The organism is Streptomyces sp. RG80 (assembly GCF_040446465.1).
Classification (GTDB): domain Bacteria; phylum Actinomycetota; class Actinomycetes; order Streptomycetales; family Streptomycetaceae; genus Streptomyces.
Map to the genome: position 1 here is coordinate 578,668 of NZ_JBEAAJ010000006.1, position 14,212 is coordinate 592,879.

A 14,212-nucleotide genomic window follows, 5' to 3' on the forward strand; every position below is an offset into this window, starting at 1 on the left:
TGTTATCCGGGTGCGCCCTGCCCCACGCTGAGCCCGTCCAGCAGGAGGTCCCCGAGTTCGGAAAAGGCGTCGCCGGCGGTCAGGCCGGTGCTCTCCAGGAGGGCGCCTGACTGGACCGCGTCGATGGTCACTGCCACGACCTGGGCGGCGAAGTGTCCGTTGAGTGCGCGGAACACGCCGGCCTGTACGCCCTCCTCGATCAACTGGTGGACCCGGTGTGCGGCGGCGGCGGAGTTCTTGCGGTAGATCTGCGCGGTCGGTTCGTAGCCGACCATGTCGTCGTAGAAGGCGTTGGAGTGGCGGCGCATGGCCGTGCCGACGCCGGCGAGATAGACACGGATACGTTGCCTGGGGTCGGGCTCGGCCTGGACGGCCTGCTCGATCTGGGCTGTCGCGTCCCGGAAGAAGGCCCGGGTGACCGCCAGCACCAGCTGTTCCTTGGTGGAGGCCAGGCTGTAGAGCGTCGCCTTGGAGCACTCGAGGCGTTGGGCGAGTTGATCCATGGTCACCGTGGTGAAACCCTCGGCCAGGATGATCGCCTCGGCCTGGCGCAGCAGTTCGTCCCGGCGACGCGTGTCGACGACCCGCTTGCGTGCCGTCCGGCGCGGGCGTCGGTCACGCGAGTCAGTTGGGGTTGGCACCGCAAAAGTCTCCCATGAGCGTCTTCGCCGGAAGCGGCGGGTGGTCGTCCTGGCCGTGAGGCCGAGTCATGCGAAGGGGCATCAGGATACTCGCCCGACGTGCCCCGGAGGATGTCGTCACCGACTCCTCCAGGGCGCCCGGACCGCGTCGCCGTACTCGTCAGAGAGCGAGGTCGGCAAGCCACTGGCCCGCTGTGCGGGGAGTTATGCCGAGGAGCTTCTGGGCGGAGCGCTCGGCTGTGATCGAGTGGTCCGGCTGCGTGCCGACAGCCCGGTACATGTCCGCGATGGTGGCGGTGGCCTGCTCGCCCAGCATGGGCGCGAGCGGCGCGAAGAAGACGTGGGGGTCGGTCGCCTCGTAGGTGACGGGCCGCCCGAGCCGGGTGCTGAACGCCTCGGCCAGCTCCTCGCCGCTGACCGCCGGGTACTGGCCGACGGAGACCACGCCGGTGATGTCCGTGCGTTCGAACAGCTCGGTGGCGACGTCGGCGATGTCCAGGTGCGAGGCCCAGGAAGTGCGGAAGCCGCTGGGCAGCGAGTAGCGCAGTACGCCCTCCTCGCGGACGCCCGCGATCACGTTCGGGAGCAGCAGGTTCTCCAGGTAGAACCGGGGTTCGATCACCGCGTGGGAGACACCGCTGTCGGCCAGACCGGCGACGAGCACCGAGACAGCGCTCTCGGCCGAGTCGTCCCGACCGCCGTCGCCGTCGCCGTCGGCGCTGACGATGGCGCCACTGGTGGAGAACACCACGCGGGCCGGCCTCGCCTCGCGGACGGCGGCCACGACATTGCGCGCAAAGGCCAGGCGGTCCTCCTCCGGGGCCACCGGCAGGTGGACGAACACCCCCTCGGCGCCACGGTAGGCATCGGTGAGGTCCGCGGGGGAGGAGTAGTCGACGGCCAGTACGCGGGCTTCGTCCACGACGGCGCCCGCGTCGCGGGTCAGGGCGGTCACGGGCTTGCCCGCGGCGGCGAGAGCTGCGACGACAGGGGCACCCTGGGCGCCGGTGGCGCCGTGAATCATGTAGGTCATGGAGTCATTAGTGCATGCGATGCACCGGTTACATCAACTGCACTAATGGGCTACCATCAAAAAATGTCCGCTGAATCCAGCCTGCCCGAGTGCGGCGTCGCCCGGTTCATCACGCTCCTCGACGGGCCGTGGGCCACCCTCATCGTGCGCGAGCTCCTGCACGGACCCCATCGCTTCACCGAGCTGCGCGCCGCCCTGCCCGGCATCAGCCCGCACACCCTGACCAGCCGGCTGCGCCAGTTCGAGAGGCACGGCATCGTCGTCCGCACCGCCTACGCGGAGATCCCGCCGCGGGTCGAGTACCGGCTCACCCCTCTCGGTGAGGGACTGCGCGCCGTCCTCGACACCATGGCCGCGTGGGCCGAGACAGTCCCCGACGGCGAGCCCACTGTCACGGCCTGACTGCCAATGCGGCGTTACCGGATCGAGGAGCCGATGGAGATGCCGCCGTCCACGTCCAGGACGACGCCGGTGATGTAGCCGGCGGCCTCGCTGGCGAGGAAGGCCGCGGCTTCGGCGATGTCCTCGGGCCTGCCGGTGTGGCGCATGGGGATCTTGTTGATGAGTTTGTCGCGTGCGGGGCCGTTCATGGAGGCGAGCATGGGGGTCTCGATGAGACCGGGCGCGATGGCGTTGGCGGTGATGCCATGGCGGGCGCCCTCAAGTGCCAGGGTGCGGGTCATACCGACGATGCCGGCCTTGGCGGCCACGTAGTTGGTCTGGCCGAAGTTCCCGCGCCAGGACATGGAGGAGAAGCTGACGATACGGCCGTAGCCCTGGCGTTTCATGGGGCCGAACGCGGCACGGGCGCAGTGGAAGCCGCCGGTGAGGCTGACGTCGATGACGGCGTGCCAGTCGTCGTCGGTGATGTCCTCGACGCGGTTGTCGCGGATGATGCCGGCGTTGTTGACCAGGACGTCGAGGCGGCCGAGATCGGCGGTGACGCCGTCGATCCAGGCGTTGACCTGGGACGAGTCGGTCACGTCCACCACGTCTGTGCGGAGTTTCCCGTCGTGGGCGTCGGTGATCGTCGCGGCGGCGTCGGTGAGGGCTGTTTCGTTGACGTCGGCGATTGCGACGGTGGCCCCCTCGGCGGCGAAGCGGGCCGCCATGGCGAGGCCGAGGCCCTGGGCGGCTCCGGTGATCGCGACGACGCGTCCCTGGTAGCGATTCACGTGTTGTCCGCTTTCGTGGTTCGGGGTGCTAGGAAAGTCCGCAGGGCGTCGGGCACCGAGCTCGCCGACCAGTTGTCGGCGAAGGTGGCCAGTTCCTCACGCAGGGCCTGCTCGGGCTCCATGCGGTCGATCCGGTGCAACAGCGTCTTGAGCCGTTGCTGGGCGGCTTTGACGCTCGGCCAACTGCCCGCAGACGCGGGTGGCGGTGGCGTCGAGGTCGGCCTCGGGCACGATCGCGTGGATCCAGCCGGTGTGTGCGAAGGCGGTCGCGGGCAGCAGTTCGCCGGTCAGCAGGAGCCAGCGGGACAGGCCCCGGCCGACCGCGTCGGGCAGTCGTACGCTCGACCCGCCGCCCGGTACCAGGCGCCTCTTGAGGTGGCCGTCGCCGATGAGCGTGGTGTCGGCGGCGACCACGACATCGCAGGCCAGGGCGAGTTCGAGGCCGCCGGCGACGGCGTGACCGTGCAGCACGGCGACCCACGGTTTCGGGCTGGCCGCGATACGGCTGAAGCAGGCCGACACGTCGGTCAGGAAGTCGGCCGGGTTGTCGCCGCCCTCGTGGAGCTGAAGGAACTGGTGGAAGTCTCCCCCGGCACAGAAGCTCGGTCCCTTGCCTGTCACGGCGATGACCGCTGTGCCGGGGTCGGCCTCGGCGCTGGTGATCTGCTTGTCCAGCGCTTCCACGAGGGTGACGTCGAGGGCGTTGCGCCGCTCGGGACGATTGAGCAACAGCCAACGGACGGAGCCGCGTTGCTCGACGAGCAGAGGTTCGGCGGGGCGAGGTGTCGTGCCGGTCAACGTGGCTCCGGGGTGCTGAGTTCGGCGCGTCGGCGGTTGCGCAGCAGGTAGCGCTGGGTCTTGCCGCTGGGCGTCTTGGGCAGGGCGTCGATGAAGTGGATCGTGCGCGGGTAGGCGTGGGCGGCGTAGCGGGTCTTGACCAACTGCTGGAGCTCGGTGGCCAGTTCCGGTGAGCCGCCGATGCCGCCGACGCCGTCCACGCCGTCGCGCAGGACGACGTACGCCTCGATGACCTCGCCGCGTACGTCGTCGGGTGCGCCGATCACGCTGCACTCGGCGACGGCGGGATGCTGGGCGAGGACGCTCTCGATCTCGAACGGCCCGATCCGGTAGCCGGCCATGATGATGACGTCGTCGTCGCGGGAGGAGAAGAAGAAGTCGCCGTCTGCGTCGATGCGCCCGGCGTCGCCGGTGAGGTACCAGCGGCCGTCGGGGGTGAACTTGGAGGCGCTCTGCCCGGGATCTGGTAGTCGCGGAAGGTCATGAGCGGGCTCGCCGCGACGTCGATCGCGACCCGACCGAGCACCTCCGGCCCGGTGGGCTCGTCCTTGTTGTCGGCCAGGACGGTCAGGCTCTAGCCGGGCACCGGTCGGCCCATCGATCCCGTCTTGAGTGGGCGGGCGAGTTCGCCGTGGTGGTGGTTGGCCAGCGGCATGCCGACCTCGGTCTGGCCGAAGTGGTCGTGCACGGCCAGACCGAGCGCGGTGCCGGCCCACTCGTTGACCTCGGGAGTCAGGGGCTCACCCGCGCTGGACGCCCGCTCCAGGCACAGGCCCTGTGGCACCGGCGTCGACGAGGAGCGCAGTCCCCGGTTTCGTAGCGGCGGCAGCGGATCCCGCGTCCATCCCAGCAGGCGCACACAGGGCCGGGACAGGGCCAGTCGCGACACAGTGGACTGAGTTGGCCCGGGGCGACCAGCTGCCACGTACAGCCCCTCCCGGCCACGAAGTCGAGTGGACTGCGGGTCCCTGACATCTGTCAGGACTGTCGGGGCCGCCGGCCCTTTAGGTTGCTGTGCGCGCCACCTGTGTCAGCCCGGAACAGCCGTCTCGCAGAGGACCCCTCCGCACGCGCCTGGTGTCCTCGTCTCACCCTCCCCGCTTCCTCGTTCACACCCAACGCGAGAGGTCGTCATGCGCAAGGCCGTGATCAGCCTGCTCCTTGTGTCGGCAATCATCACCGGCTGTGACAGCGCCAAGGACTCTCCGACGAAGGCGGTACCTCCGTCGACCGGAGCTGCCCGGCAACTGACCGACGCCGAACAGTTGCGTGTCTCGGACGCACAGCAACGGCTGATCGGTGCGTGCATGAGACGCCAGGGTTTCGAGTTCTGGGAGACCGCGCGGCTCAGTCTGGAGGAAAGCCGCACGCTCGGCTACGTGCTGGACGATGTCGCCTGGGCCCGCAAATACGGGTACGGCAGCCGCCTCCAGGCCCAGGACGCCGCCGCCCGTGCCGCCAACCCCAACCTCGCCTACCGCAAGCGGCTCTCCGAGCAGCGGCGCCAGGCCTACGACGAGGCTCTGGACGGCGGGCTCGACGTGCCCGTCATGACCGTCGAGATCCCCGGCGGAGGGAGCGTGCGCAAACAGATGGGCGGCTGCGTGGCCGAATCCGAGAAGAAGCTGTACGGGGATCCGCGGGAGTGGTTCCGCGCGGAGAAGATCGCCGGGAATCTGCGCGCGCTCTACGTGCCCCGGGTGCTGGCCGACCACCGGTTCTCGGCAGCGCAGAACGCCTGGTCGCAATGTATGAAGCGGTCCGGCTACGACTACAAGGACCCGGGTGCCTCCCGCCAGGCGGCGATCGCACAGTCGGACCGGGCGGCCCAGCCCAAGGTCTTCGAGGCCGAGCGGAAGCTCGCCGTGGCCGACGCCACCTGCGCCAAGGACACCGACCTTCGCTCCATCGGCGAGGAGCGCGAGAGCCACTACGTCGCTCAGCTGCGCGACCGGTACGGCGAAGCCCTGGACACGTACCTCCGGTTGCAGCACCGAGCGCTCGACCGTGCCGAGAGGATCGTCGGTCCGCGGACCTGACCACCCATCACTTCCACGACCCGTTCGTGGAAACCACATGCCTCACCCGGAGGCGGAGACACCAAGGAGTACGTCATGCGCAGATCAGGCACAGCCGCCATCATCATTGCCCTGGCATCCCTCGGGCTCATGGCACCCACCACCTCTGCCGCGGCGGCGGACGACAGTATCTGTCCGCAGATGTGGCCGGGCCGCGACGGCAACGTGCGTGCTTGGGAGCACTGGGGCTGCATGGGGGAGCTTCTCGGCGTGACGCCGGGGGACGATCGCAGCTGGGGCGACGATGTCGGCGCGTTCCAGAGGCCCGCCAACATAGTGGCGTCCTCCGTGATGAACAGCGGGTTCATCGGGGGCAGGGACGTCGTCGCCTTCTACTACGACAAGGACTACCAGTACCTGAACGGCTATGTCTGCCTCGCTCCGGGGGAGAAGTGGGCCGACAACCTCACGGACAACTACTTCCAGAACAGGTCCGGGCAGGTCGTGAACGACCGCATCGGGTCTCACCAGTGGGTCACCGCCTCCGCGTGCGCGGCGGGCAGCTGGCTCACCTGACCGGAAGAAGGAATGCGCAAAGCCGTACTCGGTCTGCTCCTGGTGCCGGCCGCCGCGTTCGCGACTTGATCTCATGTGAGGGCCCGTCACTTCGCCGGCGGGCCCTCGGGCGTTGCCCTGGCCGACACCGGACCGACAGGGCCCTCGACCGCAGGGCTGATCAGCTGTGCGACGTGGTGTCCCTGACCCAGGGCAGTGCGAATCGTTCCAACAGCAGCAGAACGAAGTAGAGGAGGATGCTCATCAGCCCGATGAGGATGATCGCGGCCCAGGCGGTGGCGGTGTCGCCCACCCCGCCTGCCTGCACGATCAGATAGCCCAGCCCGGACTCACCGGCCTGGAACTCGCCGATGACCGCACCGATCGACGCGAGCGGCATGGCCACCTTCAACCCGACGAAGATCTGCGGCAGCGCGGCGGGCAGCCGTATCTTCCGGAACGCCTGCCAGCGTGAGGCGTCCAGCGAGCGGGCCAACTCGGCCAGGTCTGCCGGGGTCGTGGTGAGGCCGGTCGCGGTGGACAGGACGATCGGGAAGAAGCAGAGCAGGAAGACCATGGTCAGGACCGGCTTCTGGCCCCAGCCGAGCGCCCCCACCAACAGCGGCCCGAGCGCGATCTTCGGAACCGCGTTGACGGCGACCAGCAGCGGAGTGAACATGCGTTCCAGGACGCGCGAGGCGGCCAGTGACAGCCCGATCAGAATTCCGCAGGCGCTGGACAGGACGAACCCGACCACCGTCTCGACCGTGGTGTCGCCGGTGTGTTCCAGGAACCGGCCCGGGGCTGTGGTGAACGCCGAGAGTACAGCGCCCGGCGGAGGCAGCACGGCGGGGTGGATCATCTCCAGCGCCGACGTGAGAAGCCACCACGTGCCCAGTGCGACCAGTAGCCCGGCCATGGGCAGCAACACGATGCCGACGCCCGTCCGGCGCCGTGGACCGGTTCGCGGCTCGGGCGCCGACGCCGGGCCCGCCGCGGGGGGCTGCTGCGGCGTTGAGAGTTCGGTCATCGCACCCTTGTCTCTCCCGCGCGACGCGATCAGGCCTTCGGCGCCAGGTCTACGTCGATGATCTGCTCAGGGGCCATTCCCTTCGGCAGTGCGCCCGCCTTCTCCAGAATCTCGATGCTCTTCGCGACCCGTTCGGAGTCCAGCGTTCCGATCGGCGCGCCGGAACCTTCCGGTGCGACGTATGCGGACATCAACTCCAACTCGGCTGCCGCGGCTGTCGGATTCGTGGCGTCCACGTTCCGCTTGAGGATCTCGGCGGCTTCCTTCGAGTGGGCGAGGCTGTACTCCAGGCCCTTGAGCAGTGCGGAGGTGAACGCCCGCACCATCTCCGGATCCTGTTCGGCGATCTTCTTCGTCGTGATCAGTACGTTTCCGTACAGGTCGGGTATCACGTCGCTGTAGGGCAGCAGCACGGCCTTCTTCTTCGTCACGGCCTCGATGGTCGGCTTGCCCACCACGAACTGGCCGATGCCGTCCACCGAGCCGCCGGCGAGCGTGCCCATCAGGGTCTGGGCCTCGCCGTTGACCCAGGTCACCTTGTCGGCGTCCACGCCGGCCAGCCGGGCGTACGTCGGGAAGAGGTTGCGTACGACAGAGCCGGGCGTGTCGGCGAGTCGTTTGCCCTCGAGGTCCTTCGGCGTGGCGATGCCGTTGCCCTCGGTGGTGGCGATCGCGGCCATGGTGTGCTGCTGAATGGCGGCCACCGCGACGAAGTCCTTCGCCTGGCCGTTGCCCATGTGCAGCAGACCTCCCGTCAGGTCGATGGGGCCGAACTGCGCCTGACCGCTCACGATGGCCGGAATCACGCCGCCGGTGCCCTGGCCGGGCTTGATCTCCACGTCGAAGCCGGCCTTTTCGAAGAACCCCTTGTCCTTGGCGACCCAGGCGTACGAGTCCCGGCCGAAGTTGCCGAAGGAGGTCAGGTAGGTCACCTTCTTGAGGTCCTTGGCGTCGGTACCGGGGTCCGCGTCGGAGTCCGAGCCGCCGCATCCTGACGCCAGTGCCATCGCTGTGGCCAGGGCTAACGCGGCGACCGTACGGCCGAACCTGTTCATGCGCACAGTGTTGTCCTTTCCGACCGTAGGCCGCGCCGTCGGAAGGACGTCGAGCCAGGCGGGACAGACGAGACGGGACGGCGTGACGAAATCGCCGAGGGCATGACACTTCGTGCAGGTAACAGCGTACGAGGGATGGGTAGTTGTGGGCCAGATGTGAGGCAGTGGGGCAGGCGACGGCGGAACGACAGGTACCGCCGGGCGAGGTGCTGCGGGTAGCCTGACGGAGCGTTGGGGCCCGGTCGGCATGATGATTGCCAGTGGATGGGGAGACCGCCGGATGATCAGACTCACCGGTGTGTCACGGAGCTTCGTCGGCCGGTCCGGTTCGACGGTCGCGCTCCAGGACATCGGGCTTCACGTCGCCGAGGGTGAGTTCGTGGCGGTGGTGGGCCGGTCCGGGTGCGGCAAGTCCACACTGCTCCGCCTGATCGCCGGACTGCTGCCGGTCTCCGCCGGCGAGATCACCATCGACGGCGATCGGGTCGCCGGAGCCAGGCGGGATGTCGCCATGCTGTTCCAGAGGCCGGCCCTGCTGCCCTGGCGATCCGTCCTCGACAACGTCCTGCTGCCCGTGGAGATGTTCGGCTGGAACAAGAGCGAGCACCGGGAGCGAGCGTACCGGCTGCTGGAGACGGCCGGACTGGGCGGCTTCGAGAAGCACCGGCCGCACGAGCTCTCCGGCGGGATGCAGCAGCGCGTCGCCCTGTGCCGGTCGCTGATGGGGGAGCCGCGGGTACTGCTCATGGACGAACCCTTCTCCGCACTCGACGCGTTGACCCGCGCGGACCTCGCGGTGGAACTCCAACGCATCCACCTCGAGAACTCCTCCACCGTCGTCTTCGTCACCCACTCGATAGACGAGGCCGTGCTGCTCGCCGACCGGGTGGTGGTGCTCACCCCGCGCCCGGGCCGCATCCGCAGGATCGTCGACATCGCCATACCCCGGCCGAGGACGCTGGGCCGAACCGAGCACCTGGACGAAGTGGCCCGGTGCAGCGCCGACTTGCACGAGCTGCTGATGGAACGGGACCTGTCCACACCGGTCGAGACGGAGCGGCGATGACCTTGCGGATCTGCGTCTTCACCGAGCCGCACCGCGGTGCCGACTACGAGGATCAGCTGCGCTTCGCCCAACTCGTCGAGGCCTGCGGATTCGAGGGCTTCTTCCGGGCCGATCACTATCAGGCGATGGGCGCCGATCCCGGTCTGCCCGGTCCCACGGACGCCTGGCTGACGCTCGGCGCGCTCGCCCGGGAGACCTCCCGGATCCGACTCGGCACCCTGGTCACCTCGGCCACCTTCCGACTCCCGGGCCCGCTCGCGGTGACGGTGGCGCAGGTCGACCGTATGAGCGGGGGACGGGTCGAGCTGGGGCTCGGCGCGGGCTGGTACGAACGTGAACACACCTCGTACGGCATCCCGTTCCCGCCCGCGCCAGAGCGCTTCGACCGGTTGGAGGAGCAACTGGCGGTGATCACCGGCCTGTGGCGGACTCCGCTCGGAGAGAGCTTCAGCCACCGCGGCGCGCACTACCAGCTGATCGACGCACCTGCCCTGCCGAAACCCGTGCAACTTCCCGCGCCGCCGATCATCGTCGGTGGCCGCGGACCCAAGCGCACCCCGGAGCTGGCGGCTCGGTACGCCGACGAGTTCAACATGCCCTTCAAGTCGGTGGCGGAGACAGCCACGGCGTACCGACGTGTCGCCGCGGCGTGCGAACGGACCGGGCGGGCCGACGCCGACCGGCCACCGCTGGTGCTCTCGGCCGGAGTCGTCGCCGCCATCGGCCGTACCGACGCGGAGGCGCGACGGCGGGCCGCCCCGCTGCACGTCAAGAGCGCGCTGCCGCCGGAGGACCCCGTCATCGGATCCGCGGCCCAACTCGTGCAGCGGCTCGGCGAGTTCGCCGCGATCGGCGCAGGCCGCATCCATGTGCGACTGATCGACTTCCATGACCTCGACCACCTGGAACTCATCGCCGCTGAGGTGCTCCCACAGCTGTAGGGATCAGGGACGCCCCTCGACACGTCGACGGAGTAGGACAGAACCAGACCTACATGGCGCCTACGGTCGCTTCTGACAGCCGACATCGTCGAGAGGACCCCGATGCCCGAGCAGACCAACGCAGCGCCGGCGGGTTACACCACCGTCGCCCCCTGGGTCGTCACCGACGACACGGGGGCCTTTCTCGACTTCGTCTCCCAGGCGTTCGATGGCGAGGAACTGGCGCGGGTCTCGACCGAGGACGGTTCGATCGGCCACGGTGAGATCCGAGTCGGCGATACCGTCGTGCTGGCCTTCGACCGACACGACGACTGGCCCGCCATGCCGAGCCTGCTGCGCGTGTTCGTCGCCGACGCGGACAGGGCGTTCGCACAAGCCCTCGCTGCCGGCGGCCAGGTCGTCACCGCGATCGCCGACGACGCCTTCGGACAGCGCGGAGGACGTGTCAAAGACCCCTTCGGCAACATCTGGTGGGTGGCCGCCCGTGTTGAGGACGTCGACGAGGACGAGATGTGGAACCGGCTGCGGGACCCCGTGTACGCCGAGGCCATGCGTGTAGCTCAGGAGACACTCGACGCCGAGCTCAGCGGTCGACAGCGCGGGAGCAGCAGCGCACCGGTCAGGAATCCAGGCTGACCACGCTCGTCGGGGTCCGGGTACAGAGGCGAAGCCTCTGGTGGATGGGTCTCCGACGAGGAAATCCATCCACCAGAGGCCGCACGTACTGGCTTGCCCCTCCGTCGCAGGTCCGGAGGGTGTCGGTGTGCTCGGGCCGTCAGCCTCCGGTTCTCACCTCGGTGTGCTGATGCGGAGTCGGAGCGTGTGGGACTCGGGGCGCAGGGCGAAGTCCGGCCGGACGTCCGGTCCGCAGGCGCGTGAGCCCAGGCCGTGGTGGGCGGCGTCGATGTGGAGGTGGGTGGTGGTGGAGTCGGGGAGTTCGAAGGGGTGGTCGGCCGCGGCGATCTGTTGCGGGGTGTGGCGGCTGAGGACGAAGCCGGGACGGCGGCCGCGGTGGTCGGGCAGGACCACGACACGCAGAACCTCGGTGCCGCCGCTCGACAGGGACAACTCGCGCACTCGGGAACGGTGTCCTGTCTCCTGGGGGCGGGCGTAGTCGACCGAGAGGTCGCGCACGGAGGAGGAGAAGCGGCCCGTCTGCGCCGCCTGGAGACTGTCGGGGTACGACTCGAGCGGGCCGAGGCCGAACCACTCGGCGCCGTCGACGGGCGCCGTGCCGTCGGGCAGGTCGAGACGGATGCCGACCCGCGGCCACACGGTCCGCCAGCCGCGGGACGGCTGGATCTCCACACGCAGGTCCAGCGCACCCGCGTCGAGCGTCCAGACCGACTCCACCATCACGAACAGGGCGGAGTCCGCCGCGGACACCTTGTCGACGGTCCGCAGGGCACCCTCGGCGTGCTCGGTGCTCACGCGCCGTGTGGTCAGCCGGTGCAGACCGTCGCGCCGCCACAGTTCCGCGTTGGAGACTCCCGGGACGGCCGCGTCGCTGCCGGCGACCTCGTCGGAGGCGCCCTCGTCGTTGTCCGTCGGCGCGCGGAACAGTTCGAGCCGGGGGCCCGACACGGCGCGGTCGGCGAGCCGGACCAGGGAGCCGTCGGTGAACTCGGCGATGCCCAGGGCGAGCGTTCCGGTGCTGGGCTCCCAGTCGGGGCGTGAGGGTACGGCGGGGGCGGGACGGCGGACCGAGCGGTCCAGCTGGGCGGTCGCGACGACGTGGCCCTCCGGTGCCCAGGCGGTGCCGGTGGCCAGGACCGCGTCGATGGTGAGCCAGGTCTCGGCGTCCGGGGCGACGGCGACAGGCGGCAGCGGCACCCACCCCGAGGCACCCGCGGCGACGACCGGGGTGTCCAACTCGCCGTGTTCCACGAGGATTCCGTCGTGCTCGACACGCCAGCGGAACCGGAGGTCGGAGGTGTCGGCCGAGTGCCGCAGGTTGGTGACGGCGACCTTGTCGCCGTCGAAGGAGAAGGCGAGCGGCTGCACGACCGCCTTGTACTCGTACAGGCTCGGCGTCGGCACGTCATCGCTCAACACCATGCCGTCCATGACGAAGTTGCCGTCGTGGACGACCTCGCCGAAGTCGCCTCCGTAGGCGTAGTACGGCGTGCCGTCCGCCGCCTCGGCCAGGATGCCGTGGTCGCGCCACTCCCACACGAAACCGCCGTGCAGGCGGGGATGTTCGCGTACGAGCGCCTCGTACTCGTCGAACGCCCCCGGACCGTTGCCCATCGCGTGGGCGTACTCGCACAGCAGGAACGGCTTCGTGCGCTGCCGTGCGCCCTGCGCGGGCGTGCAGTTGAGCAGGGGTGCGCGTGAGCCGTCGGTGCCGATCTCCTTGGTCTCCGGCACGGAGGAGTACATACGGGAGTAGACGTCGGTGTATTCGCCGACGTAGTCGCCCTCGTAGTGCACGGGGCGTCCGGCGTCGCGGGCGTGGACCCAGGACGACATGGCGGCGAGGTTGCTGCCGGTCCCCGCCTCGTTGCCGAGCGACCAGATGACGATGCTGGGGTGGTTCTTGTCCCGCTCCACGGTGCGGCGGATGCGGTCCAGGTACGCCTCGCGCCACGCGGGGTCGTCGCTGGGGTTGCCCGTCCAGCCGACCTTCTCGAAGCCGTGCGTCTCCAGGTCGCATTCGAGGATGACCCAGAAGCCGAGCTCGTCCGCGAGGTCGAGGAGCCGCGGGTGCGGCGGGTAGTGGCTGGTGCGGATGGCGTTGACGTTGAACCGCTTCATCAGGGCGAGATCCTCGCGCGCGTGCTCCTCGTCGAAGACACGGCCGCGCTCGGGATGCGTCTCGTGGCGGTTCACCCCGTGGAAGACGACACGGCGGCCGTTGACGAGGAACTGATCGCCCCGGATCTCGACCGTGCGGAAACCCACGCGCAGTGCGATGTTCTCGGCCGCGTTGGACACCGTCGCGTCGTACAGACGGGGACGCTCCGCCGACCACGGTTCGACCTCGGCGACGTCCAGGGGAGTCACGTCGGCGGCCGTCTCCCACACCTGCTCGATGCCGAGCTCGGGGACGCGCAGCGTCACGGGGAACGCCGAGGGGTCGGCGACGATCTCGGGGTCGATGTGCCCGCGCCCGGTGTCGTACCCGGTCCGCAGCCAGACGTCCTCGATGCCTGCCGCCGGGCGGGCCAGGAGGGTGACGTCACGGAAGATGCCCGGCAGCCACCACTGGTCCTGGTCCTCGACGTAGCTGGCCGCGGACCACTGGTGCACACGTACGGCGACGACGTTGCCGCCCGGCCGCACCGCGGAGGTCACGTCGAACTCGTGGGCGAGCCGGCTGCCGCTGGCGCTGCCGATCTCGATCCCGTTCACCCACACCCGGAACAGCGACTCGACCCCGTCGAAGCGCAGGACGACCCGCTCCGCGTCCGACCAGTCGGCGGGCAGCTCGAAGGCACGGCGGTAGTCACCGGTGGGGTTCTCGTCGGGGACGTGAGGCGGGTCGATCGGGAACGGGAACTGGATGTTGGTGTAGATCGGCCGGCCGTAGGCGCCGTCGCCCTTGAGCACCCAGTGCGACGGGACGGCCAGGTCGTCCCAGCCGTGATCGTCGAAGTCCGAGGCGGCGAAATCCTCCGCGACGGCCGCCGTGGGGGAGAGCCGGAACCGCCATGAGCCGTTCAGGGACAGGGAGGGGGCGTCGGAGTGGAGCCAGGAACGGGCCGGGCGGAGATCGCCACGCCACGGGGCGATGTCGGAAACTGCGTTGCTCATGTTCTCCGTTCCCAAGAACTTCGGCGGCGGGTGCCGGACGGTTGGAGCCAGCGTCCGTGAGCGCTAACGTGAACGCTCACGGGACTGATCGAATCGGAGTCTGCGCTCATGTCCGGACAAGTGTCAAGACTCCGGAGTCGCACC

15 protein-coding genes are annotated in these 14,212 nt (G+C 69.4%); 6 read left to right on the forward strand and 9 right to left on the reverse strand.

The window, feature by feature from the left end:
* Positions 1 to 2: 2 nt before the first annotated feature.
* On the reverse strand, positions 3 to 641 hold the full coding sequence (locus tag ABKA17_RS23370; protein WP_353694130.1) for a TetR/AcrR family transcriptional regulator: 639 nt from the start codon (positions 639 to 641) through the stop codon (positions 3 to 5).
* A 160-nt stretch (positions 642 to 801) separates the two neighbouring features.
* A complete protein-coding gene (locus tag ABKA17_RS23375) occupies positions 802 to 1,674 on the reverse strand; it encodes an NmrA family NAD(P)-binding protein (RefSeq protein WP_353694131.1) in 873 nt (290 codons plus the stop codon).
* 63 nt (positions 1,675 to 1,737) lie between these two features.
* Here ABKA17_RS23375 and ABKA17_RS23380 point away from each other — a divergent pair, with 63 nt between their 5' ends.
* Complete coding sequence (locus ABKA17_RS23380) at positions 1,738 to 2,076, forward strand: winged helix-turn-helix transcriptional regulator (protein WP_353694132.1); 339 nt, start codon at positions 1,738 to 1,740, stop codon at positions 2,074 to 2,076.
* A gap of 14 nt (positions 2,077 to 2,090) precedes the next feature.
* Here the strand turns inward: ABKA17_RS23380 and ABKA17_RS23385 are convergent, their stop codons facing one another.
* The 4 genes from ABKA17_RS23385 to ABKA17_RS23400 all read right to left on the reverse strand — a co-directional run bounded on the left by ABKA17_RS23385 (position 2,091) and on the right by ABKA17_RS23400 (position 4,536).
* Positions 2,091 to 2,849 carry an SDR family oxidoreductase gene (locus ABKA17_RS23385; RefSeq protein WP_353694133.1) on the reverse strand — a complete coding sequence of 253 codons (759 nt, stop codon included), beginning with the start codon at positions 2,847 to 2,849 and terminating at the stop codon, positions 2,091 to 2,093.
* Between the two features lie 96 nt (positions 2,850 to 2,945).
* Positions 2,946 to 3,647 (reverse strand): enoyl-CoA hydratase/isomerase family protein, encoded by a 702-nt coding sequence (locus tag ABKA17_RS23390; RefSeq protein ID WP_353694134.1) that lies wholly within the window; start codon positions 3,645 to 3,647, stop codon positions 2,946 to 2,948.
* Complete coding sequence (locus ABKA17_RS23395; RefSeq protein ID WP_353694135.1) at positions 3,644 to 3,988, reverse strand: AMP-binding enzyme; 345 nt, start codon at positions 3,986 to 3,988, stop codon at positions 3,644 to 3,646. The genes ABKA17_RS23390 and ABKA17_RS23395 overlap by 4 nt, the downstream gene beginning before the upstream one ends.
* Before the next feature lie 233 nt (positions 3,989 to 4,221).
* On the reverse strand, positions 4,222 to 4,536 hold the full coding sequence (locus tag ABKA17_RS23400; protein WP_353694136.1) for a hypothetical protein: 315 nt from the start codon (positions 4,534 to 4,536) through the stop codon (positions 4,222 to 4,224).
* A 244-nt stretch (positions 4,537 to 4,780) separates the two neighbouring features.
* Here ABKA17_RS23400 and ABKA17_RS23405 point away from each other — a divergent pair, with 244 nt between their 5' ends.
* Entirely contained in the window at positions 4,781 to 5,686 is a 906-nt protein-coding gene (locus ABKA17_RS23405; protein ID WP_353694137.1) for a hypothetical protein, read from the forward strand.
* Positions 5,687 to 5,761: 75 nt separating this feature from the next.
* Positions 5,762 to 6,241, forward strand: a complete 480-nt coding sequence (locus ABKA17_RS23410) for a hypothetical protein (RefSeq protein WP_353694138.1) — start codon at positions 5,762 to 5,764, stop codon at positions 6,239 to 6,241.
* 160 nt (positions 6,242 to 6,401) lie between these two features.
* Here the strand turns inward: ABKA17_RS23410 and ABKA17_RS23415 are convergent, their stop codons facing one another.
* Both ABKA17_RS23415 and ABKA17_RS23420 read right to left on the reverse strand, forming a co-directional pair.
* Entirely contained in the window at positions 6,402 to 7,250 is an 849-nt protein-coding gene (locus ABKA17_RS23415) for an ABC transporter permease (RefSeq protein ID WP_353694139.1), read from the reverse strand.
* 29 nt (positions 7,251 to 7,279) lie between these two features.
* Positions 7,280 to 8,305 carry an ABC transporter substrate-binding protein gene (locus ABKA17_RS23420; RefSeq protein WP_353694140.1) on the reverse strand — a complete coding sequence of 342 codons (1,026 nt, stop codon included), beginning with the start codon at positions 8,303 to 8,305 and terminating at the stop codon, positions 7,280 to 7,282.
* 280 nt (positions 8,306 to 8,585) lie between these two features.
* On the opposite strand from ABKA17_RS23420, the gene ABKA17_RS23425 reads away from it, so the two are divergent.
* The 3 genes from ABKA17_RS23425 to ABKA17_RS23435 all read left to right on the forward strand — a co-directional run bounded on the left by ABKA17_RS23425 (position 8,586) and on the right by ABKA17_RS23435 (position 10,948).
* The gene (locus ABKA17_RS23425) at positions 8,586 to 9,371 is read left to right on the forward strand and encodes an ABC transporter ATP-binding protein (RefSeq protein WP_353694141.1); all 786 of its coding nucleotides are present in this window, start codon (positions 8,586 to 8,588) and stop codon (positions 9,369 to 9,371) included.
* A complete protein-coding gene (locus tag ABKA17_RS23430; RefSeq protein ID WP_353694142.1) occupies positions 9,368 to 10,312 on the forward strand; it encodes an LLM class F420-dependent oxidoreductase in 945 nt (314 codons plus the stop codon). Before ABKA17_RS23425 ends, ABKA17_RS23430 begins: the two co-directional genes overlap by 4 nt.
* A gap of 102 nt (positions 10,313 to 10,414) precedes the next feature.
* On the forward strand, positions 10,415 to 10,948 hold the full coding sequence (locus tag ABKA17_RS23435; protein ID WP_353694143.1) for a VOC family protein: 534 nt from the start codon (positions 10,415 to 10,417) through the stop codon (positions 10,946 to 10,948).
* Between the two features lie 153 nt (positions 10,949 to 11,101).
* Here the strand turns inward: ABKA17_RS23435 and ABKA17_RS23440 are convergent, their stop codons facing one another.
* The gene (locus ABKA17_RS23440) at positions 11,102 to 14,068 is read right to left on the reverse strand and encodes a glycoside hydrolase family 2 TIM barrel-domain containing protein (protein WP_353694144.1); all 2,967 of its coding nucleotides are present in this window, start codon (positions 14,066 to 14,068) and stop codon (positions 11,102 to 11,104) included.
* Positions 14,069 to 14,212 lie beyond the last annotated feature (144 nt).